The following is a 22,879-nucleotide window of genomic DNA, read 5'->3' as shown; positions in this document are numbered from 1 at the left end:
ATGTCAAGCTGTAATCATGAAAGAGCTTAATATTTGGGAGCTTTGTAGTGAATCACAAAAAATAGCGAAGAATTTGTGTATGTATCCACTCACTCTAGGTTTTGAGCAGGCTAAACAGCGAATAGAGTCCCTTGTTGACAATAGGTTTTACTCTGAAGCATTAGTAACATCTGCTTTTACTGCTGAGAAGATGCTGAGGAGAACATTGCGCCAGTTAATTGTCTCTGCTGGATTTACAAGTAAACATGCTGATGATCTTCTCAACAATTCAGGTTTGCAGTCCATTAAAAAACAGTGGTCAGTGTATGAACCGAATCATAAAACTTTAATTCAGATACTTGGAAATGATACGTGGCAGAAGATTGAGACAGCCTCTCAAATGAGAAATAAGTTGGTTCATGGAGTGAAGATTTATAAAGACGAAGATTGCAAAAAATATGTAGAAATTACTCTAGATGCAATTTTTGAAATTAAGCAAAGATTAGATAAAAGATACGGCTATAGTGGTTGGTCAAGACTTTCAATAAGAAAAAAAAGTAAGCTTCATCTTGATCCAAAAGTAAAAATTGAAGATTTAGATTAGAAATTTTTGTAAACAGTATGAATAGTACTATGTACAGTTCCTATTTAACCATCAAAGAACTAACAGCGGCGGTTGGAGGAGGGGTCACTCCTCGTATGGTACGGCACTATCACACCTTGGGTTTGCTGCCGCCCCCCCAGCGCTCAACGGGCAATTACAGACTCTACGCTCAAGGTGATGTGCAGCAGTTGCGGCGGCTTGTGTCACTTAAACAGCAGGGATTTCAGCTATCCCATATTCAGCAGATCTTACAAAGTGAATCTGGAGAGGATGTGGATCAATCGTTGATTCACCAACTGCAATTGCAATATCGCAAGGTCATTCAACAATTGGCACGTCTGCGGCAAACCGCTGCTGCATTGGAAAGCGTGTTGGGGCGAGATCACGATTGTCAAACTATTCAAGCAGAAGCGATCGCCCAACTGAGGTTGATAGAAGCCGAAACTCAAGATGGGCTGGGAGAACTGGAGGAACTTTGGCATAGTCTGGATGCCGAGACAACGGCTCACCCAGAGGTATTTCAGGAATCTCTACAGCGCTTATTACCAGACCTTTCTAACCGTTCTGAGATTGAAGTAGACTTGCTCTCTAAGCTTGTGTTGGCGTGTGGCGATGTAAGTTTGGTGCAATTTGTCCGCATCAGTCGGAACTCTGAAGGACATACAACCAATGCGATCGCGGCGGCTCGTGATGCGCTGAAATTAGGTTGCTCGATTGTCGGAGATGTCCCAACGGTTATTGCTGCCTTCGATCACACCCGATTGGCACATTTGAAGTGTCCGGTTGAAGCGTTGATTGCTGACCCACATATTACGAGTGTAGCCGAAGCTGAGCAAGCCTTTTGGCACAATCAGCAGTGGAAAGAACGCTTACGCCAGCTTCCTGCTGGATGCATCCTGGTGATTGGTTATGCGCCTTCGGTGTTAATGGCTGCCTGTGAATTGATTGAGCAGGGTCAGCTTCAGCCAGCACTCGTGATTGGGATGCCGATTGGCTTCAGCCATGCTCCGGCTGCGAAACGACGGCTAATGCGCTCAGGCGTTCCTTATATTGCGATTGAAGGAACATTGGGAGGTGGATTGTTAGCTGCCGTTGCTTTGAATACTTTAGTCGAGTCTCTACTGGAAAAGCCAGACTGCCATTGTTATCTCACAGCTCTGTGAAATCAGAAAATCCAGTTCTATACTCGCTGAATAACTGGGCAGATGGTCGATTCAGAATGTTCAGGAATGTTTTCCCAACCCGAAAGCAGCCCGTTCAGTTCTAGCTTCAGCACTTGAAGTTGCTGGATTTGGCGATCGATGTCAGCAACTTTGTCCTGCAATTTCACCCGGACGTGATCACACGGTAAATCACCCTGGTCATGCACCTCCAAAAATTCTTTAATCTCTGCCAGACTTAACCCAAGACTTTGAGCACGTTTGATAAAGCTCAGGCGGGTAAAAATATCTCCATCAAACAAGCGGTATCCGCCTTCGGTTCTGCCCGCAGCCTTGAGCAGACCTAATTCCTCGTAATACCGAATGGTTTTAATCGGTACACCACTTTTTTTCGCCACTGGACCAATCTGTTTGGGCTGCTGTTGGGCTAACATGGCTAATCCTCCGATATACAGTGCAACTTCTTATCTTTACCTTAAGATCTCCAGTCGGTTGGAGAGTCAAGTGAACAACATCGTTAAGAGTGAATGCGAGTCTGAGCCTGAGTATGATTCGCACTATGAGTCGGTTGACTTGATCGCACTTCAATCACCCCACGATTCATTTTCATGCCACACATGAATTCATATTCACCGGGCTGCTCAGGCGTGAATTCTACCGTTGTGATTTGATTGGGAGTGAGATTAGTCTCCACACCAAATGCTGGAATCAAGAGTTGGTCGTAGCACTCACTGAGATTCTGACGGTCGAAATGCAGTCGAACAGGCTTTCCAGCTTCGACAACTACCCGCTTGGGTTGATAGCCTTTTTCAACGACGATCGTCGCTTCTTGAATGCCTTCTGATGTCACCGTTGCTTTAACACTAGAGCGTGGAGGCGCAGCCTGTTCCATATTATGCACAGGCGGAGGAGTTGGCACAGTCGATGTAGTTGTAGGGGTATCCGCTGCTTGAGCTTCAACGACTCCGCGAAACATATTCATGCCGCAGGAAAACTCGTATCGACCTGGCTTCTCAGGCGTAAATTCAATCGGCGTGATTTGATTGAGTGTAAGTAATTGAGCAATCCGAAAATCAGGAAAGCGCACTTCTTCAAGGCAACTGCTGGGGTCTTTGCGATCGAAATTTAACCGCACTGGTTGTCCCGCCTGCACCATAATTAAACTTGGTTCGTACCCGCCATCCACGGTAACGGTAACTTCCTGAATGCCTCCCTGAGTAGTCGCTTGGCGAGACTTAGGCTTACTGAACAAGAACCACCAGAGTTCTAAGCCAATCAGTCCTAATCCCCCCAATGTGACCGCAACTTTGGTACTCAAGGGTTGTTCGATCCGCTGAAATTGACCTGAGCCGGACGATCGCGGCATCGATTCCATTGAGTGTCCGGGCACCTCAGCGGCAATCGCGCCTGAAATTGCGCCCAGTAGGAAGCCGAACCCTGCCAATGTTCCCCAAAAAATGGTTTTCTTCATTGTGAAAAATCTCCTTAAGCGTGTACTCTGGGCTTGAAGTTTCTCAGTCGGAGGGCATTAGTGACAACAGAAACCGAACTAAATGCCATTGCGGCTCCGGCAATAACTGGGCTGAGTAACCAACCGAAAATGGGATAAAGAATGCCTGCTGCAATTGGAATTCCTGCCACGTTGTAAATGAAGGCAAAGAAGAGATTCTGCCGAATGTTCCGCATGGTGGCGCGAGACAGTTGAATGGCGGTAACAATGCCATTTAAGTCACCTGAAATCAGCGTAATGTCGCTGGCAGCGATCGCCACATCCGTTCCAGTCCCGATCGCAATGCCCACATCGGCTTGAGCTAGAGCCGGAGCATCATTGATCCCATCTCCCACCATCGCCACAATCTTGCCTTCAGCCTGAAGCGATGCGATCGTTTCGGCTTTCTGATCGGGACGGACTTCTGCCAAAACCCGCTGGATGCCCACTTCCCGCGCAATCACTTCAGCAGTACGGCGATTGTCTCCCGTCAGCATCACCACTTCTAAACCCATGCGCTGTAAGGCACGAATCGCATCGACAGAAGCAGGCTTAACCGCATCAGCAATTCCCATAATCCCTGCTGCTGTGCCATCTACTGTAATCCAGACTGCCGTTCTACCGAGGTCTTCCAAGCGAGTCCATTGTTGTTGCAAGAAGCTGGTATCAATTCCCAGTTCTGCCATCCAGCGATGGGTGCCAATTTGTACCCAATGCATTTGCTGATGATCAGACACTTTTCCCTGCACACCACTTCCAGCGATCGCTTCAAATTGCTGGGCATCTGCAATGTCTACCCCTTGTGATCGAGCATATTGCACGATTGCTTCTGCCAACGGATGCTCTGAGTTGCGTTCAACAGATGCCGCGAGCCGCAATAGCTTTTGTTCGTTCTGATCGGCGGTGCCGTTGACGGTGATGTAATCCGTTACAGTCGGTTTCCCTTGGGTAATTGTGCCTGTTTTATCAAGCACAATGGTTTGCAGCTTGTGTGCCATTTCCAGGCTTTCGGCTCCTTTGATCAAGATGCCATTTTCCGCCCCTTTGCCCGTGCCAACCATAATCGAGGTCGGTGTTGCCAAACCCAACGCACAAGGACAAGCAATAATCAACACGCCCACTGTGGTAATCAAGGCAATCGTCACGTTGCCCATGATGTTGAACCAGATGATGAAGGTGCCGATGGCGATCGCAATTACCGCCGGGACAAACCATCCCGTCACCTGGTCTGCCAATCGCTGAATCGGAGCTTTCGAGCCTTGAGCTTGCTGCACCATTTTGACAATCTGCGCCAAAAAGGTATCCTTTCCTACTCGCGTCACCCGAAACTTAAAACTGCCCGTTTTGTTGATCGTGGCTCCGATCACTTCATCCCCAGGCTGTTTTTTCACCGGCACACTTTCCCCAGTCACCATCGCTTCATCAATGGTTGAAATGCCGTCCACAATCTCGCCATCAACAGGAATTTTCTCTCCCGGACGAACCAGAACCATATCGCCTAAAACAACTTCAGCAATGGGAATATCAACATCGCGACCCTCGCGGATCACCCGCGCTGTTTTTGCCTGCAACCCCATCAGTTTACGCATCGCTTCGGAGGTTTGTCCCTTTGCCCGGTTCTCAAACAATCGCCCTAGCAAAATTAACGTAATGACTATAGCCGCAACTTCAAAGTACACATCCGGGCTGAGACCTTGAGCAATAAACCATTGGGGAAAGAAAGTCGGAAATAGCGAGTAAAGATAAGCCGTGCCCGTTCCCACTGCCACTAACGTATCCATCGTGGCGGTATGACGTTTGAAGGCTTTCCAGGCATTGATGAAAAATGAGCTACCTGCCCAAAATAGTACCGGAGCCGTTAGCAACATTTGCAACCAAGGATTATGCAACCACATGGGGATAAACGGAATTTGCAACCCCGTCATTGCAGGTAAGGAGCCAATTACCAAAATGGCGCTAATAATGCCGCTGAACCAAACCTTACGGGTTAAGTTTCGCTCCTCGGTTTGTCGCGATCGCCGCTCGACATCATCTTCAGGAGCAAGCACATCTTCTTGCATGGGTTGAGCCGCATAGCCTGCTGCATCCACTGCTTTCTGAATCGCAGCGACATCTGTTTGAGTAGAGTCGTAGGTTACACTCGCTTGCTCAGCCCCAAAGTTGACGCTTGCTTGAGTGACTCCTGGAACTGTACGAATGGCAGTCTCGATATTGTTTGCACAGGAAGCACAACTCATGCCTCGCAGTTTTAAGATCGTCGTGTCCATAAGATTTGTAGTGTCTATAGTGAAAAGTTAATTAAGGATGTAGTCCGATGTAGCGATCACTGCTTAAAAAAAACAAGAGTTTGAAGAGGAGTTTTTTAATCAAACCTGCCGTTTCTTGAACTTAGTCACAGTTGCTCTGAGCTTTTATGCTGGACATTAGATAACTGACGTTGGACAAACCAAATCGTTAAGGGCGGCATCAGCAACCACATTGCTAATGGGACTAGTCCAGTACCAAAGAACGGGATTGTGGGCATGATCTCAGCGTATGCCCATCGATCAAGTGGTCCAGTCGCCAAAGCTTCAAAAACAACTGTGATCACCACTCCTACAAACGTATAAATGATGATTTGTCTGCGGCTTGGTCGTCGCACCCACTGACGCGACTTTGCCAAAACTACAACCACCCAAAAAGCAATCAGCGAAATCCCAACATCTCCAACGGTCGCAAGAGTACAGTTTCTAGTGCGATCGAAGCAAGAGAATTCATTTGAAACTTGGTAAAACGGCATTTGTTGAACTTCCCAAAAGAAAGACAACAAAAATGAAAATATAGCCACATTCCATTCGGGTGAATTCAGCCAGCGCCAGGAGCCAATAATGTTCTGATGATTTGCCATAGGATTACTATTCCACGGTGTAACCTGCGGCAGCGATCGCCCGCTTAACCGTCGCTTCAGGCTGTTGAGTATTGATCGTGACCAGCTTTGTTTTAGGATCTGCCTCAACTTTTGCAGTCGGGTCGATCGCGGTTACTGCGTTCGTAATCGTGGTGACGCAAGCAGAACACGCCATATTGGGAACTTTGAATTCGAGAGTCATACTGTCATCCAATTAACTACCTCTAGTTTGGAGCCTCCAGTCCACTAGAGAGTCAAGACATCTTTGAAAAAGTATCCAATTGCTATAACGGTGATACTGTCTGGCTTACTAAATGAGCAGCAAACCAAACAGCATAAGATTTAAGAATTTGTGGCTCGCTATGCCATTGCGGTTGCCATTTGGCGGCAAGATTCAGCACAGCGACGGCAGGCTCTAGCACACTTTTTGCAATGCTCGTGGTCGTGCTTTTCACACTCAGTAGCACAGCGATAGCTTGCGCTGACTTGTCAGTTCGCAGGCTTCTGCACACACTGCACAGAGTTGAGCGTGAAGGTCAGAATTACGAGCCATGAAACGAGCGCAAATGTCGCAGGTATCGGCACAATCGCGGCACAACTTAATGCACTAAGCCATCATCTGTACCATGTCACTGTCTAAACAAGCGGTCGCACAATGTTCGCATTCGTGCAGGCAGTCAAGACAGTTCTGAATGCACGTTTCGAGTAGAGATTGATGAGATTGTGTAGCTGTCATGGTCTAGTTCCTAGCAAGTGAATAAGGAGAACCCATCGGCTCTCAGGCTTCATACTAGAGGAGCATTCAAATAATTGCCTCTCTCGTCCGAAAGGAAGATAGTTCATGCTATGGAGCGACAGCAATTTCATTCTGATTTCATAACTGTGTGTTTTGTTCAGAAATTGTTGTCTAAATCACATCCCAAAAAGATTTTCCTGTGTAACTAAAGAGATTTCATCTTGGTTTCATGCTTATAAGCAACTCTAGTATCTAGAAGCAAAAGTAGGATCACTAAGATAACAGAAATGAGTTTTGATTATGACCTTTTTGTGATTGGTGCAGGTCCAGGCGGTTTAGCGGCTGCTGAACGAGCTGCGAACTATGGGGCACGAGTCGCGATTGCTGAACGAGATCAAGTCGGCGGCACCTGTGTAGTTCACGGCTGCATTCCCGAAAAAATGTTGACCTATGCTGCCAGCTTTTCTCGCTTCTTCAAAAATGCGGATGAATATGGTTGGGGCAAAGTCTCTGAAAGCTTTGATTGGAGCCAATTTATGGCGGCTAAAGACCGTGACATTCAGCATTTGAGTCAGGTGCATCAGCAGCATCTCCAAGAAGCAGGGGTGGAAATGCTATCGGGACACGCCCAGTTTTTAGATGTTCACACTATAGAAGTTGAGGGACGGCACTATACGGCTGAGAAAATCTTGATTGCGGTGGGTGGAAAAGCGGTAAAACCAACAGAGATTCCAGGGATTGAACACGCCATTACCACCCGCGAGATGCTAAATCTTGAGCAGCAACCTGATCACCTGGCAATTGTCGGCGGTAACCATATTGCTGTGAAATTAGCAGGAATCATGAACGGGTTGATTTCCAAAGTAACCCTGGTTGTCCCCGAAGACCAGATTTTACCAGGCTGCGACCAAGACTTACAGACCATGGTTCAAGAAGGAATGACGCGACTGGGCATTCGAGTTTGCTGCAACAGCCGAGTTGAAAAAATTGAGCAGACACAGGAATGTCTGAAGTTGGCTTTGTCAGGCAGTGACGAACCAATCACGGTAGAAACCGTTGTCTTTGCTACCAGTCGCGTTCCTAACCTGGAAGGGTTGGGACTGGAGGCTGTTGGAATTGAGGTAGAAGAAGGGACGATCGCAGTTGATGACTACAGCCGTACCACGCAAGCGAACATTTTTGCGGTAGGTGACTGCACCTCTCGTCCTCACTGGACTCCCGTGGCGATCGCGGCAGGTCGGGCGTTTGCGGATACTGAATTTGGCAAGAACCCTCGCACAGTGAGCTATGAACAGATTCCATACGTCGTCTCGTCTAAGCCGGAAGCTGCCACCATTGGCTTAACCGAGGCGCAGGCCCACGAGAAATTGGGTGAGTCTGTTCGCTGTTACCAAAAGAAATTCCAACCACTGTTTAATTTGATGGGAGAGTCAGAGCAGGAAGCACTGCTAAAGCTCGTGGTTGATGGTCATTCAGATAGGATTTTAGGTGCTCACATGGTGGGTGAATACGCTGACGAGGTGATTCAAATGATTGCTCCGGCAATGAAAGCAGGAGTAACAAAACAACATTTTGACAGTGCGATCGGGATTCATCCTTCAATGAGTGAGGAATTTTTTACCCTGCAATAACTTGTAAAGTCCATTTTCAAAGTAATTTACACAGTGAATCATAAACTGAGTTTTACCACGCAATCCCAGCATTGAAAGTAGAGTCTAATCCTGTTTATCCCTGTATGCCAAACTCCTGCCTCAGTTGAGCCACCCATGTTTTGATGCGTTCTTCCGTTAATTCGGATTGGTTATCTTCATCTAGGGCAAGACCAACAAACTTACCATCGCGAACCGCTTTAGACTCACTGAAGTCATAGCCTTCGGTTGACCAATAACCAACGGTTTCTCCTCCAAGCCCAGTAATCTTTTCTTCCAACATTCCCATTGCATCCTGGAAGCTGTCTGCATATCCAGTTTGGTCGCCTTCGCCAAAATAAGCTACTTTCTTGCCGCTGAAGTCAATATTATCTAACTCGTTATCGTAGAAAGATTCCCAATCGTCTTGAATCTGTCCAACATTCCAGGTTGGGCACCCGATGATGATATGGTCATAGCTTGCAAAGTCCCCAGCTTCCGTCTGAGAGATGTCATATAGCTCCACAATGTCGCTACCACCAAGTTCTTTTTGAATCAGTTCAGCCGCAGTTTGCGTATTGCTTGTTTGAGTGCCATAGAATAAACCGACTTTAGCCATAATTTTTCCTGCCAATTTTTAACATCAGATTAGGCGAATTGCCTCAGTCACACGTCTAACCTGAGAGAGACGTGTGATCCCCTGCTGCGGACATACAGCGGTTTTATCCTAATTTCATACCTGTGTGCTGTACGAGGAGGGTTTGCCACTCAGTGCCGAGGCTGCCCTCCTCGAAAGACTTACTCAATCAGGCTTGTAAACCTGTTGACTCTCTAATTAGCTAGAATGTCCAAGATAACAATTAGTATGTCCACTTCCAATCACGAATCTCAGGCATATCCTCGCCGTGCTTTGTGATGTATTGTCTATGTTCAATCAGTTTGTCGCGGAGAAGCTGTTTTGCATGAGCGCCAGTAGATTGGAGTTTCGGAACGCGATCGATGACATCTTGAGCCAGATGGAAGCGATCGAGGTCATTGAGAACCACCATATCGAAGGGCGTGGTTGTCGTTCCTTCTTCCTTATACCCGCGCACATGCAGATTATGGTGATTGGTGCGACGATAGGTGAGGCGATGAATTAACCAGGGATAGCCATGATAGGCAAACACGATCGGCTGATCGCGCGTGAAGAGGCTATCAAAATCTTGATCACTCAAACCGTGCGGATTTTCACTGGCAGGCTGAAGCGTCATTAAATCAACGACATTGACGACGCGGATTTTTAGATCGGGAAAGTGTTGACGCAAGAAATCAACTGCCGCTAGAGTTTCTAGAGTCGGCACATCTCCGGCACAAGCCATTACTACATCGGGTTCAACGCCTTGATCGTTGCTTGCCCATTCCCAGATACCCAGCCCAGCCGTGCAATGCTTACTCGCCGCTTCGATGTCTAGCCACTGCAATTCGGGTTGCTTGCCTGCAATGATCAGATTGACGTAGTGACGACTTCGCAAGCAGTGATCAGTTACCGAGAGTAAAGTATTGGCATCGGGCGGCAGATATACTCGAATCACATTGGCTTTCTTGTTGACAACGTGATCGATAAAGCCAGGATCTTGGTGCGAAAAGCCATTGTTATCTTGCCGCCAAACATGAGACGTGAGTAAGTAGTTGAGAGACGCGATCGGTTTACGCCAAGGAAGGTCATGAGTCACTTTCAACCATTTAGCATGTTGATTGAACATGGAGTCGATAATGTGGATGAAGGCTTCGTAGCACGAGAAGAAGCCGTGCCGACCTGACAGGAGATATCCTTCTAGCCAGCCCTGGCACATGTGTTCGCTGAGAACCTCCATGACTCGACCATCGATTGCAATATGGTCATCTGTCGGCAAGATCTCGGCAGTCGAGATGCGATCGGTGACTTCCAAAATCGCATTCCAACGATTTGAGTTATTCTCATCGGGACTCATGACTCGAAAATTGCGACTGTCCAAGTTTAGCTTCATGACATCTCGCAAAAACTGTCCCATGATGCGAGTTGGTTCTGCTGTAATCGTGCCGGGTTTGGGAACTTCAACCGCATAGTCCTGGAAGTTCGGCAGCTTCAGATCTCTGAGCAATATCCCACCATTGGCATGAGGATTTGCCCCCATGCGGCGATCGCCCTTCGGAGCTAGTTCTGCCAACTCTTCGATCAATTTCCCGCTTTCATCAAACAGTTCTTCTGGCTTGTAGCTTTTCATCCAGCTTTCCAGGATTTTGATGTGTTCAGGCTTGCTTGCAAGTTCAGATAAAGGCACCTGATGAGCGCGAAATGTCCCTTCGATCGGGAGTCCATCCACAATTTTGGGTCCTGTCCACCCTTTGGGAGTTTTCAGCACAAGCATCGGGTATTTGGGACGCTTTAAGAAGCCGTTTGTGCGGGCATCGTGTTGGATCGCTTTGATCTCACGAATAATCATGTCTAGCGTTTCTGCCATCTGTTGATGCAAGGTTTCGGGGTCGTCTCCCTCGACAAAATAAGGCTTGTAGCCATAGCCAACGAGTAGGCTTTCTAGTTCCTCTGGGTCGATCCGCGCCAACACTGTCGGATTGGCAATCTTATAGCCATTCAAATGCAGAATGGGCAGAACAGCACCATCACGGGCAGGGTTCAGAAACTTGTTTGAATGCCAACTAGTTGCCAATGCTGCCGTTTCAGCTTCTCCATCACCAACTACGCAGCAAACCAAAAGGTCAGGATTGTCAAAGGCAGCACCATAGGCATGAAGTAGTGAGTATCCTAACTCTCCGCCCTCATGAATGGAACCCGGCGTTTCAGGCGAAACATGGCTAGGGATTCCGCCTGGAAAGGAGAACTGTTTGAAAAGCCGCTGCATTCCCTCGGCATCCTGCGAGATGTTGGGATAAACCTCGCTGTAAGTCCCTTCCAGATAAACGTTAGCAACGATTCCTGGACCGCCATGACCTGGACCTGCTACGTAAATAACGTTGAGATCCTGCGCTTTAATCACACGATTGAAATGAGCGTAAATAAAGTTAAGACCTGGAGTAGTGCCCCAATGCCCGAGCAGCCGAGGTTTGATGTGTTCTAGTTTGAGTGGTTCGTGCAGGAGTGGATTGTCGAGAAGGTAAATCTGACCAACCGAAAGATAGTTGGCAGCACGCCAGTAAGCATGAATCTTCCGCAGTTCCTCTGTTGTTAGGGTTTTGGGCACGATCGGAGTAGCAACTGTCATATTAGGTAAGAGGTAAGGGTTTACAACTGAAATTTCAAGAGCGATTGGAACAGTAGCGAGTTAAATCTTTTTCAAACACATCATGACTAGAGAGAGGATGCCCGATCTTCTCCCGATTGCTGACTCAGACGATATTGTGCTAAAACATCCTCGTAGTAATGCACTCGTTCACTTGCTCGTGCTGCGACACTAGAGTTATGCGGGGCTGCCAATCGAATCGCTTGGATGATCAAATGAAAGCGTGAAGTCCCATGACGCAGATTCTGAGCAAACGAGGAGATGGCTTCACCGCGATCGCCATTAAGTTGAAAGCGGTCAGAATTTGGACGACCAAAAAGTAGCTGCTTCAAAACTGCGGGATTGCCCTGAAAGTTGATAATGACGGGGCGATCGCAAGTGAACAACGCTTCAAACTGTTCCGGATCTAAATGTTGAGAAGGCTCCGCTTCCAACACTCGCAGATCGGTCACATTCACCACTCGCACCCGCAGTTCTGGCAGTTCATCCCGCAAGATCTGGGCGGCTGCCATGACTTCAAGCGTGGAGCGATCGCCGATTCCAACCAGCACTACATCGGGATTAATGCCTTGATCGGTGCTTGCCCAGTGCCAGATTGAAGCCCCTGCTCGACAGTGCGCGATTGCGTCTGCCATCGTTAACCATTGCGGCAGCGGATCAGGACTAGCAATGATGAGATTAATTTGATCGATCGTGTTTAAGCAGTGCGCGATCGTCGCGATCAAACAGTTCGCATCTGGCGGTAGATAAACTCGCACAATCTCCGCTTTTTGAGCCATCATCGCATTGATAAAGCTAAAGCTTTGTCGCGAAACGTCACTGCATTCCTGCCGACATGGGGTGGAAATTGCCAAGTAATTGAGAGAGGCGACGGGCGATTGGGCACAGTCCACGCTTCGCGAACGCCACGGGGATGTTTTGGACAGTTGCAGGAAGCTGGCGTGCTGGTTCATCATGCTGATAATGCTGTCTAAAGCCGCTTCATGCGATAGAAAAAGTCCGTGCCGACCTGTGAACAGATAGCCCTGAAGCCATCCCTGACAAGTGTGCTGGCTAAAAAACTTCAGCATTCGCTCTTTTCTCAAACTGACCTGCAAATCATCAGACTGAATGGAACGCTGATCATTGCGATCGCTAACTTCTAGTACAACTGATAAATTGCTCAACTCTGGCTCATCAGGGCAGAAAATACGGAACGTTTGGGGATTTTGCTCAATAACTGTTTTGATGTACTTTCCGATTTGTTCAGTGTTGCTATGCTCTGCTTCGGGTGAACATGACTTCGTTTGAGTTGGTATTTCAAAGTCAGAGATATTCGGTATATTGAGGGGCTGGTAGACCCGTTGAAACGTGTGAGCATGACAGCCCATACGTTGCTTACCTTGCGGACAAAGGTCTAAAATCTCTCGAATCGGGCAACCTTGCGGGTCAAACAATTCTTCAATCTGATAGGAGCGCAACCAGTCTTCTAGAAGCTGTAACTGTTGCGGATTGGTCTTTACATCTTTGGTAGGAATTTTATGAGCGCCATGAGACTCCTTGATCGACGCTATATCAGTCTTCTGGTTGCCCGTCCAGTCTTGCAGCGATCGCACAATCAACAAAGGAAACTTGGGTTGAGCGATCGCTTGCCCTGAACGTGCAGCTTGTTGAATGCTGCAAATCTCTCGATATGCCCAATCGAGTGAGCCATAGAGATCAGCATTTAGGTCGATCGCATTTTGAGTCGCTGAATCTTGGTCAGACTGATTGTTCTGGCTGCCAACCATTTGGACTTGATAGCCGTAGCCTGCGAATCGTTGCTGAAGCTCAAGATCACTCATCGCATCGTAGACAGCGGGAGTTGAAGCCTTATTGCCATTGAGGTACAAGATCGGCAACACTGCGCCAGATTTTGCTGGATCGATCAACTTGTAGCTATCCCAGGCAGTAGGTGTCGCTCCTGTTTCTGCTTCTCCATCGCTAATCATGCACACCACAATCAAGTCAGGATTATCCATGATCGCCCCAAAAGCGACAGCGAGAGCATGACCAAGTTCTTCACCTGCATAATCGTGATACACAAAACCATAGGGATAGGAAAAACCGCAAATCAAGGTTGCTAATCCATTCCCGTCTAGGGTCAGTTCAGGATAAACCGCCTGGAGAGAGCCTTCTAGGTAGAGGTTTGCCAACATTGCAGGGATTCCGTGTCCTGCCTCTGCAATCAGGAACAGGCTAATGTCGTGGTGCTGAATTAGGCAATTGAGGTGAGCATAGATCAAGTTAATGCCAGGGCAAGTGCCCCAGTGTCCTAATAGACAATCTTTGATATGCTCCGACTGTAGGGGTTCCTTGAGTAGAAAATTGTCTTTCAGGTAGATTTGAGCCGCCGCAAGGTAATTCGTCAGGCGACAATAACGCCCGATCGCCTCTAGCTCTGCCTGATGAGCCGCCTGGACTTGTGCGATCGAAAGTTCAGAATTGATAGGAGTCGCCAGTATTGAGAAACGCATAGTTACTCACTTCGATAAAAATTTAGTTCCTTCACAAACTGCTGCCAAAGTGGAATGCAAGGGCTTAATTGAACGATCGCTGTTTGCGTTTCTTGGACAAACTAATCAATGAACCTACGCCTATGAGAAAGGTTCCGGCAAACAGGTAAGGAACACTTGCTTGCCATGCGAATAGAAATCCTCCAAGCACCGGTCCACCGACCTGCCCCAAACTGTTGGCAGCATTTTGCAGTCCTAGAACGGCTCCTTTATGCTGCCCCCCCTGCTCTGAAACAAGGGCAGTAAGATTGGGGGAAATTAACGCCATGCCCAATGACAGCAAGCTAACCACTCCCAATAAAAACGGTAAGGATGGCGCAACCAGCAGCAAGATGATGCCAGTTCCCATGAGACCAAAGCCTAGGGCAACCTGAGACATTGCGCGGATGCGTCCTGCTAAGTAGCCGATCGCAATCACTTGAAAGACTGCCATCACCAGTCCGCAGACCATAAAAACTATGCCAATCTGAACAGGTCCGTACCCAAATCGCTCTTGAGCATAGATGGCAAAGATGCCCTCAAATACCGATAATCCAAACTGACTGGCAAGGGTCAACCCCAGCAGCAACAACAACTTGCTTTCCAGATTTTTCCAATTAAGGCTTAACTTGTCATTGGAAGCACTGCGCGATCGGTCGGGCAGAGATTCTGGTAGCCATCGGATTGCCAGCAGCAGCGTCAGAAACATCAAAATGCCAGCCAGAAAGAATGGGGGTGCGAAGTTTTCAATTTTGACATCCAGAGATCCTAGGGTAAAGTGCATATCTTCACGGGTCGTTAACCCACTAAGTGCGGGTCCAACAATGACCCCTAAGCTCACAGAGGCTCCTAGCCAAGCCAGGTTGCGGCTACGATCGCGCTCTACTGTAATGTCAGAGATGTAAGCCGTTGCAGCTGGCAACATCGCCGCAGATAAGAATCCACCAATCGCCCGCACAATGTAGAGCATCGTTAGGGAAGAAGCCAGCCCAAACAACACCTGCGCGATCGCAGAACCCGCAATTCCCAATAAAATCAGCGGTCGCCTGCCTACCCGGTCTGACCATTGCCCCCACAATGGAGCGAAGATAAATTGTGCTAAAGCATAGATACTCGTCAACAGGCTGATGTGAATTGCCATTGTTTCACGCGATACCCCCACGGTATGGAGATGTCTAGCATAGAAAGGTAAGACGGGTAATGTCACCCCAAAACCAATCATGACGACAAACAGGCAGAACAGCAGCAAAAACAGTTGTTTATTCATTTAAACGCTTTGATTAAAGCTTCAAACTGCACTCGCAGCGATTTGTCATGAGGCGAGACAGGCGGGATCGGGCGATCGATACCGAGGAATTCATAGACCGCCATCTGAGCCGCTCGCACTGAATACTCGACCGTGAAGACGACATCATCCGGGATTTCGACAAACTGACTGATGAAAGCCAGATTCTTTGAGCTATGAGGGATCGGCAACGGTCGGTCTGTGCGTACACGAGGCATGAACATGCTGGTGATGTAAGGCATTCTGCAAGGAATGCAGTTTGCTGATTCCACTGTGTCTAGATCGAATCGTAGATGACCACAGAGTTCTCGCAGAATTTCTGCACCGTTGCACTCGGTCATCGGCTTGGGAACAAAATCACCCACGCGATCAGGGAACAGAGCATATCCCCAAAAGACTTGGACATCGGCAGGTTGGTTTGCAAAGTGAGGTTGATAGGCAAGCACGATCGACATCAGCCAGTTTGAATCTTTAAACGTGACCAGTCCGCCAGTTCCCGGTTGATTGCCGCTAAATCCGATCATCTTGTCGAAGAATGCGGGGTTTTTAAGCGTGACGGTGAAAGACTCCCAGAGAGACTCGGCAATGCTGCTATTGAAAGCAGCAGGATTCCCGAAATCTGGGTTGTCCGCTGCCAGCTTTTCCCATAGACTCCAACTGGCGCTGTCCTGCTTAGTCAGCTTCTGGGGCGGACTGATCATCGAACCCAGACTTGAGGCATCGGTCATTGAGCCGTTTTGCAGAAACACAAGGTCGCCGTCTTTCACCGCGATCGCTTTGGTTTCACCACTCTGCTGATAGTGAATGACTGTCACCACCAGCTTGCCCGCCTCGGTATGGCGCTCCAGATCCGTCACCTTGCAATCTAGGACGAAATTGACACCTTGGGCTTCGAGCCAACTCTGGAGTGGACGAACCAATGAATCGTACTGATTGTAGATAGTTCGCTTTACCCCAGCGAGAGTTTCAATTCGGGAGAATTCGAGCATGAAGCGATGCAGGTAGCGCTTGAATTCAACAGCACTGTGCCAGGGCTGAAAGGCGAACGTCGTCGCCCACATATACCAAAATTCAGTCTCAAAGAATTCTGGGGAAAGCCAATCGGTGATACAACTAGCACCCAACTCAGCTTCATCAGCCAGACTGAGTTTCAGCAATTCCTGACGATCTTGCATGGAAAAGCCCATCGAACTCACGGGGACTTTTGCACGGCGACTGTCCACAAGACGCGCCATAGAATTTGATTGGTGCTGCTCATTAAACTCCATCGTTTCGTCAAACACCGTTTTGCCGGGAGAACTCAGCGAGGGGATCGACTTGTAAAGATCCCAAGTACATTCGTAGTTGTCAGTCGTCAACATCCGTCCTCCCCGCATTGAATAGCCATCTACAGGGTTCCCGGCTCCATCCAAACTTCCGCCCAGGAAAGGTTTTGCTTCTAGGATAAAAATATTGCCGCCAGGGAGTCCGCCGTCGCGAATCATGAAGGCGGCGGCGGCTAAGGAGCCGATGCCACCACCCAATAAATAGGCATTAGATTCTTTACCCATGTCAACGAACTCCCTAATAAGCTTGGTTTAATTGCGTGTTACTTACCTTTGGTGTCCACAGCAACTCCGGCATCTACGCTAGTGGAGATCGCTGCCAGCGGTCGCTTTTTCGACTGCTTCCACATTGCTAGGAAGCCTGCTGTAGCAGCACGGGTTTCAGCTTTGTCTGCCCAATGAGTTGAGCGACTCGAAAGGCAGAGGCGATCGCTCCTTCGTGTAAACCATCCCCAAGGTAGGCTCCGGCATGGTAAGTGTTGTTCTCACCATTGGTGGCAACCACTTCATCCCGGTAGCGGAACGATTCAGTGGTGTAGAGGGGGGTGTGATGTTCCTGTCTGTGGATGATGAGATCGGGTGCAATCAACTCCTCCAGTTGGAACGATAAAAAATTATGCTGTGGCGACGAGATACCGCAAAGCTGATTCAAGCAGCCGTTATAGCCCCAGCGGCTGTCTGCTTTTTGAAAGAAATCAAACTCTGAGGGTTGGGTAACGCCATGTCGGGCGTACATGGAAGTATCTCGATGCACTAAAGTCGTCGCATAGTTGGCTTTCCAACCGGAAAACTGTTTAGTCTCAGCAGCGGTCGGGTCTGCTAACAGCGCCATCACCTGGTCAGGGGGCGTAGCAAACACGACTTTATCAAACTCCTGCATTTCACCCGTCGATCGCACAATGCTCACAGTCTCCAGGCTTCTGGAAATATGATCGATCTCCACATCCAGCAAAATCTCGCCCTTAAAGCGTGCCACGATTTTTTCAATGTAGGTATACACACCGCCCTTCACCCTGACCCAGTTGACTGCGAGATAGTCGCGTAACATCGGAATCGCTAACTCTGCTGGAAAATCATCAATCAGTTCAAACGGGATTGAGTAGCTATACATGATCAACAACTTTAGCCAGGTATTGCGGCTATCGGAACCGGGCAAATATGCCGACACCGGACGGTTGGACAAATTTTGCAAGTTAGCAAATTTCGTTCTCAGCCATAAGCCAGCGGAACGGGCATAGATGGTATCGAGGCGTAACTGTTCGATCAGCCCGTGGACCCCTGCAAAGTTCTTCTCGATCGTGACTGCCGAGAGAATGTGGTTGCCATCTTTGAGAAACATGGCTGAACCAATATCGACGGGTTCTAGTTCTACCCCTAGCTCTTGCATCAGGGCAACGAAGTTGTAAAACACAGTGGGAAATTCGAGCACTCCACCTTCCAAAATTTCATCGCAAGCGGCTTGGTTCGGTTTCACGTTTTTGTTGAGTGTCCGAATGTGTCCTCCTAACATAGGCTGTCGCTCAAACACAGTGACATGATGCCCTTCTTTATCAAGCAGGTAGGCTGTAGCCATGCCGCTAGCTCCGCCACCAACAACAGCGATTCTCATAGTTGACCTCTAAGTTTATGAAATGGGTAGTGAATGCTCGTCTGTTTAGCCGTTGCCTAAAAGCACGTCGCCCGACAATCGTTGGTAGAGCAGTGCCCCCGTCCAAAATGTGGGAGCAAAGCCGGGATAGCCTGATGAGGCATTGCAGAAATAGAACTGGTTGAGTGAGGTTTCGTGATTCAGTCGCCCCAAGCCCATGTTGCGTGGGGTCAAAACGGAGCCGTAGGAATTCCCACTGGGGCACCAGCAAAAACGCTCATTGGTGGTTGGGCTACCCGTGATATGGAAGACCATGTGTTTTCTAAAGTTCGGCACATAGTGTGCTTCCACAACATCCAGAATGGAGTCTAAGATCTCTTGCTTTTTCTGGTTGTAAGCTTTGCGATCGCTCTCCCGCAATTGCTTGAAGTAGTCGTAATTAGCAACGGTGAGAAATTCAACAATCTGACAGTCTTCTGGGCAATCCCGACCTGCTTCTGTCAACAAAGTGGGCGTGGTGATGGCAAAACTAGGATTAGAAAAGTCATGGCGATCGTACATCTGCGCGAAGGCTTCATTCAGATCGTGATGCCCGGTGTGCGAGACATTCCACTTGCCAAAGCCATAGTCTCGGAGGTCGAGATCTTTGACGACGCAATACGCCATGTAGTTAGAGGCCGAATATTCATAGTTGAGTTTGCGACGAACCGCTTTAGAGAACTTTGACTCACCAATCATTTTGGCGGCTCTTTGAGGGTCAAGATTGCAAATCACAGTATCACCCGTAAACTCATCGGTTTGATGGGTCGTGAGGTCCATCGCCTGAACGCCCGTAACTGTTTTGTCTGTGACTCTAAAATTCGTGACTTCATGGTTGAGCAGCACCTGTCCTCCATGTGACTCGATCACTTTGACCAGCGAATTAATCACATGCTCAAAATGCTGGGTTGGGTAAAATGCGCCCGCTTGATAGCCTTTGAACAAGGCAACCCAGGCATAAAACGAGAGTTGATTGGGGGGCAGCAAAAAATCAAGCCATTGCAGAGCTAGTAGGGTTTGGGCTGCTTGCGGTAGCTGAAACTTGTCGAAGACATCTTGAAGCGTGCTGTTGAGATTTTGAACAGTACAGAGTACTTCACTCGGATGCTTGAGTAGTTCAATTGGCTTGACTGGAGGAGCGAGTCTTTTCAAGCCTGCACTAGTCTTTTCCACTTCGTTGACGAATTGGCGAATGCGATCGCCATGAGCCGGAAATAGGATAGTCAAACGCTGAATCAGCTCTTCTGGCTCTGAGGGAATATCCAACGCATGACCTGGCATTCGCATATGGTCAAAACCGTTGGGGTCATACCGCTCAAAAGTTACTTCTTGATCCAACCCTAGTTTTTTGAGTACCCGATTGACGGTTTGCCCTTCGCCACAGTCCCAAACGTAGTGAAATTGAGCGTTAAATGTATATTTTTTAGCCATCGTAAACGTATGACCAAAACCGCCTGGATGCTCATGCGCCTCTAGAATTTGCACGATCTTACCGGAGTTTGCCATTAGCGCACCAAAGACCAAGGCTGATAAACCACTGCCGACAATTAGGTAATCCGGTTTCATAACAAAGTTCCTCGAACAATGAACATTTTGATAGGATCGCGATCGCGCCTATAGTCTGAGAAGTTGAACATCCAGTGAGCAGCTTTGACTTCAATTTCAAAGCCGCTCACATCAAGCTACCTAGCGGGATAGCCAGCCTTAGAGAGCGCTGCCTTGATTGCTGTTTCAGGCGCTTGAGTTTCCACTGATACCATCTTGGTTTGTGGATCACCCTGAACAATCGCGTGAGCATCAACTGTTTTAATCGCTTGAGTGATGCTGCTTACACAACCACCACAGGTCATAGCGGGAACTTTTAGTTGGAGTTTCATGGTGTAAATCCTTGTTCTTGTGTAGTTTAGTTAGAAAAACGTTTTGAGCGATCAGCAATCCTCTTCTCTATTTTTTAGCCTGTTCCACCTCACTGTTTGGACAGTAATCTGTACAATCAACGGCTTGTTCAGTCAGCACCGTGTTTGGATGGAGAGCGCATTTAAGATAGGGATTATCACCAAAATAGCGACAGCGATAACACAGAAATTTGTAACGCGGTTTGAAGATAATTGAATGCAGTTTTAAGCAAGGCAACTAGTTTTCCAATGATTCCCGGTCGCTTTGCTATAACTTTTTCTCCTTACTCTTCTGCTTGCCGTGATCCTCTGATTTATATATGAGCGGGAGCAGGTGCAGGTTTTATCGTGATGGGATGTTGCACACTCAAAACAGAGCAGGGTGCGTGGTGAAACACATAGTTACTGACGCTTCCCTGAATTAACTCTTTGACACCCGATAGTCCCCGATGTCCGATGATAATCAGATCGGCTTCCCACTCCCGGGCAATGGAACAGATGGTTTCACCGGAGTTGCCCACAAGGTCGCCAGTTTGTTGCGTGAATTCTGCGCCTACACCCGCTGCAATCGCCCGCTTGCTGTGGGCTTGCAGAGCGTGCAAACCCATCTGTTCGTAGTTTTTCCAATACTGGTTGTAGGACTGTGCCTCGGCATCAAAAGCCTCAGGATTGTAACTGCCGCTGATATATCCTTCGAGCTGGGGGAACTCTTGCTCATGCACGTTGATCACGTGGAGCAGCAGCAAATTGCCCTCAGTTGTTTTTGCCTGGGCGATCGCGATTTCAACGACATGCTCAGCCAGATCTGATAGATCAATCGCAACTAGAATTTTGTGAAACATAGAATCTCCTTTTAGAGTGATATACGCTGACTTCAAGTTTTCTTGGCGCTATGACTGACCTGCCTCGCTTTTCGTCAAAACTGCCTGAAGTTTTGCCTCATCTTCGTGGGATAACGAAGTGCGTAGGACTTTTCCTTCAAATTTGCTCAAATCTTCTAAAACCTTGTCAGGTGTAGACTTTCTCACCAAAACAAAAATGGCGGAGGTTCCAGGTTCAATCGTGTCTCCCAGCTCTCGAATGAAGTTGTCATCAATGCCGATATCTGTTAAGGCACCGGAAAGGGCACCTACTGCCAGACCAAAAAGTCCCAGCAGGGGTTCAAGGAAGATCATGCCGATTAACAGCCCCCAAAAGCCGCCACTTAACGCGCCAGAAGCGACAAGTTCCTGAGTTTGCTTAACCTTGACCTTACCGTCTTTATTTCTGACCACGATCGCGGCATCTTCTAAATCGATCAGATGTTCTCGCTCCAGTTTTCTGAGGTCAAGCAAGACTTCATCTGCCTTAAATTGATCTGAAAAACCAACCACAATTAGATCACTCATGTTTTCCTACCTATTAAAATAAATGTTCAGCTTTGCTTGTAAAAACTTGCATGAAAACAATGGTGTTCTTAGCCCTAGAACAAGGCAGTAGCACCGCTGCCTCCTATCTCAGCGAAAGCTTATTGTAAAGACGAGCCACTAAAGCGGCGTACAAACCTGTGCCCGCAGACCAAGCGAAAAGACCGACAATAAAGCTTCCCCAGGTGACGCTTCGGCTCATGCCAGATAGATTGGCGTGAAGAGCGTAGCTAAAAAATGTCATTGTTGCTTGAGGTGCCACTGTTAGAAACAGAATGCAAACCAAATAAGCAATGCCTGTAATCATTGCTGTAGCAAGAAACAGCGATCGCACACTTAGCTTCAGCGCTGAATGACTACGTATACGGGTTTCTTCGTTCTGGTGAATACTATGGGTCATGGTGAGACTCCTGTGAAGGCGCTAGTTTTTTCTGAGTGTTGCGATGCCCCCACGGGAGAAATGCAGGAGTCACTGCGGCGTAACGGGCGTACTCCTCACCAAATTCTGCTAGAGCATCGCGTTCTTCTTGATGTGCTAAGCGAATATACATCGTGACCAAAATGGGAAACATCAACAAGGTCAAAAGAGTGGGCCATTGCAGCAAAAAGCCCAACATGATGACAATGAAGCCAACATACTGCGGGTGGCGAATGGTGGCATAAGGTCCTGAAACCGCCAACGTGTGACTGCGTTGAGCTTTGTAGAGCACTTCCCAGGCTCTGCCTAAATAAATCAGCCCACCAAAAATGAGTACACTGCTCAAAAGGTGAATCGGATTCCAATGAGGATCACCTTTCCATCCCAGCAATGTCCACCAAAGATGTCCACCATCATGAGAAAAAATGTTCAGTCCTGGATAGCGGGTTTGTAGCCAACCTGAGAGTAAGTAAAGCGTTAAGGGAAACCCGTACATTTCGGCGAACAAGGCCACAATGAACGATGAGAATGCCCCGAACGATCGCCAATCTCTAGGTGTGCGCGGCTTGGTAAAACTAAAGGCAAAGATAATGAAGATCAGAGCATTAATAAGCGCTAAGCCCCACAGTCCGTAAGCAGGAACGTTACTCATGTCATTCATGGTTCC

20 protein-coding genes and 2 pseudogenes are annotated in these 22,879 nt (G+C 48.0%); 3 read left to right on the top strand and 19 right to left on the bottom strand.

The features are described from left to right. The first annotated feature begins 16 nt into the window (after nt 1-16). Nucleotides 17-583, top strand: a complete 567-nt coding sequence (locus AC1S5B_RS19325) for a hypothetical protein (RefSeq protein WP_482037325.1) — start codon at nt 17-19, stop codon at nt 581-583. A gap of 17 nt (nt 584-600) precedes the next feature. Further along, nucleotides 601-1,746 (top strand): precorrin-8X methylmutase, encoded by a 1,146-nt coding sequence (locus AC1S5B_RS19320; RefSeq protein WP_482037324.1) that lies wholly within the window; start codon nt 601-603, stop codon nt 1,744-1,746. Nucleotides 1,747-1,763: 17 nt separating this feature from the next. On the opposite strand, the gene AC1S5B_RS19315 is transcribed toward AC1S5B_RS19320, so the two are convergent. The 7 genes and pseudogenes from AC1S5B_RS19315 to AC1S5B_RS19285 form a co-directional block, all read right to left on the bottom strand. Next, on the bottom strand, nt 1,764-2,177 hold the full coding sequence (locus AC1S5B_RS19315) for a heavy metal-responsive transcriptional regulator (protein ID WP_482037323.1): 414 nt from the start codon (nt 2,175-2,177) through the stop codon (nt 1,764-1,766). A gap of 83 nt (nt 2,178-2,260) precedes the next feature. After that, complete coding sequence (locus tag AC1S5B_RS19310; RefSeq protein WP_482037322.1) at nt 2,261-3,214, bottom strand: cupredoxin domain-containing protein; 954 nt, start codon at nt 3,212-3,214, stop codon at nt 2,261-2,263. A gap of 14 nt (nt 3,215-3,228) precedes the next feature. Further along, nucleotides 3,229-5,499 (bottom strand): heavy metal translocating P-type ATPase, encoded by a 2,271-nt coding sequence (locus AC1S5B_RS19305; RefSeq protein ID WP_482037321.1) that lies wholly within the window; start codon nt 5,497-5,499, stop codon nt 3,229-3,231. 125 nt (nt 5,500-5,624) lie between these two features. Beyond that, entirely contained in the window at nt 5,625-6,119 is a 495-nt protein-coding gene (locus AC1S5B_RS19300; protein WP_482037320.1) for a hypothetical protein, read from the bottom strand. A gap of 7 nt (nt 6,120-6,126) precedes the next feature. Beyond that, complete coding sequence (locus tag AC1S5B_RS19295) at nt 6,127-6,321, bottom strand: heavy-metal-associated domain-containing protein (protein WP_482037319.1); 195 nt, start codon at nt 6,319-6,321, stop codon at nt 6,127-6,129. A gap of 158 nt (nt 6,322-6,479) precedes the next feature. Beyond that, a pseudogene (locus AC1S5B_RS19290) lies at nt 6,480-6,587 on the bottom strand (four-helix bundle copper-binding protein); the annotation flags it as partial. After that, nucleotides 6,577-6,855, bottom strand: a pseudogene (locus tag AC1S5B_RS19285) (four-helix bundle copper-binding protein). The pseudogenes AC1S5B_RS19290 and AC1S5B_RS19285, both read right to left, overlap by 11 nt. A gap of 287 nt (nt 6,856-7,142) precedes the next feature. Between AC1S5B_RS19285 and gorA the strand changes: the two are divergent. Then, nucleotides 7,143-8,486 (top strand): glutathione-disulfide reductase, encoded by a 1,344-nt coding sequence (gorA, locus tag AC1S5B_RS19280; protein ID WP_482037318.1) that lies wholly within the window; start codon nt 7,143-7,145, stop codon nt 8,484-8,486. Nucleotides 8,487-8,580: 94 nt separating this feature from the next. Here the strand turns inward: gorA and fldA are convergent, their stop codons facing one another. The 12 genes from fldA to AC1S5B_RS19220 all read right to left on the bottom strand — a co-directional run bounded on the left by fldA (nt 8,581) and on the right by AC1S5B_RS19220 (nt 22,873). Beyond that, on the bottom strand, nt 8,581-9,102 hold the full coding sequence (gene fldA, locus AC1S5B_RS19275; protein ID WP_482037317.1) for a flavodoxin FldA: 522 nt from the start codon (nt 9,100-9,102) through the stop codon (nt 8,581-8,583). Between the two features lie 241 nt (nt 9,103-9,343). Beyond that, nucleotides 9,344-11,725 (bottom strand): phosphoketolase family protein, encoded by a 2,382-nt coding sequence (locus AC1S5B_RS19270; RefSeq protein WP_482037316.1) that lies wholly within the window; start codon nt 11,723-11,725, stop codon nt 9,344-9,346. An 86-nt stretch (nt 11,726-11,811) separates the two neighbouring features. Further along, the gene (locus AC1S5B_RS19265; RefSeq protein ID WP_482037315.1) at nt 11,812-14,238 is read right to left on the bottom strand and encodes a phosphoketolase family protein; all 2,427 of its coding nucleotides are present in this window, start codon (nt 14,236-14,238) and stop codon (nt 11,812-11,814) included. A gap of 64 nt (nt 14,239-14,302) precedes the next feature. Then, nucleotides 14,303-15,523: an MFS transporter gene (locus AC1S5B_RS19260; RefSeq protein WP_482037314.1), complete on the bottom strand. Its 1,221-nt coding sequence runs from the start codon at nt 15,521-15,523 to the stop codon at nt 14,303-14,305. Beyond that, the gene (locus tag AC1S5B_RS19255) at nt 15,520-17,091 is read right to left on the bottom strand and encodes an oleate hydratase (protein WP_482037313.1); all 1,572 of its coding nucleotides are present in this window, start codon (nt 17,089-17,091) and stop codon (nt 15,520-15,522) included. Before AC1S5B_RS19255 ends, AC1S5B_RS19260 begins: the two co-directional genes overlap by 4 nt. 127 nt (nt 17,092-17,218) lie before the next feature. After that, nucleotides 17,219-18,475, bottom strand: a complete 1,257-nt coding sequence (locus AC1S5B_RS19250) for an FAD-dependent oxidoreductase (protein ID WP_482037312.1) — start codon at nt 18,473-18,475, stop codon at nt 17,219-17,221. Between the two features lie 45 nt (nt 18,476-18,520). Beyond that, the gene (locus AC1S5B_RS19245) at nt 18,521-20,059 is read right to left on the bottom strand and encodes a phytoene desaturase family protein (RefSeq protein ID WP_482037311.1); all 1,539 of its coding nucleotides are present in this window, start codon (nt 20,057-20,059) and stop codon (nt 18,521-18,523) included. A gap of 116 nt (nt 20,060-20,175) precedes the next feature. Beyond that, nucleotides 20,176-20,370 carry a heavy-metal-associated domain-containing protein gene (locus AC1S5B_RS19240; protein ID WP_482037310.1) on the bottom strand — a complete coding sequence of 65 codons (195 nt, stop codon included), beginning with the start codon at nt 20,368-20,370 and terminating at the stop codon, nt 20,176-20,178. 332 nt (nt 20,371-20,702) lie between these two features. Continuing rightward, complete coding sequence (locus tag AC1S5B_RS19235; RefSeq protein ID WP_482037309.1) at nt 20,703-21,230, bottom strand: universal stress protein; 528 nt, start codon at nt 21,228-21,230, stop codon at nt 20,703-20,705. A gap of 48 nt (nt 21,231-21,278) precedes the next feature. Then, nucleotides 21,279-21,776, bottom strand: a complete 498-nt coding sequence (locus AC1S5B_RS19230) for a DUF1269 domain-containing protein (protein WP_482037308.1) — start codon at nt 21,774-21,776, stop codon at nt 21,279-21,281. A gap of 103 nt (nt 21,777-21,879) precedes the next feature. After that, nucleotides 21,880-22,194, bottom strand: coding sequence for a DUF5676 family membrane protein (locus AC1S5B_RS19225; RefSeq protein ID WP_482037307.1), 315 nt, complete (start codon nt 22,192-22,194; stop codon nt 21,880-21,882). After that, nucleotides 22,184-22,873 carry a methyltransferase family protein gene (locus AC1S5B_RS19220; protein WP_482037306.1) on the bottom strand — a complete coding sequence of 230 codons (690 nt, stop codon included), beginning with the start codon at nt 22,871-22,873 and terminating at the stop codon, nt 22,184-22,186. The genes AC1S5B_RS19225 and AC1S5B_RS19220 overlap by 11 nt, the downstream gene beginning before the upstream one ends. Nucleotides 22,874-22,879: the final 6 nt, after the last annotated feature.

This window comes from Leptolyngbya sp. CALU 1928 (genome assembly GCF_056784215.1).
The sequence above is the reverse complement of the archived record's forward strand: the minus strand, read 5'-3'. Positions and strand labels throughout refer to the sequence as shown.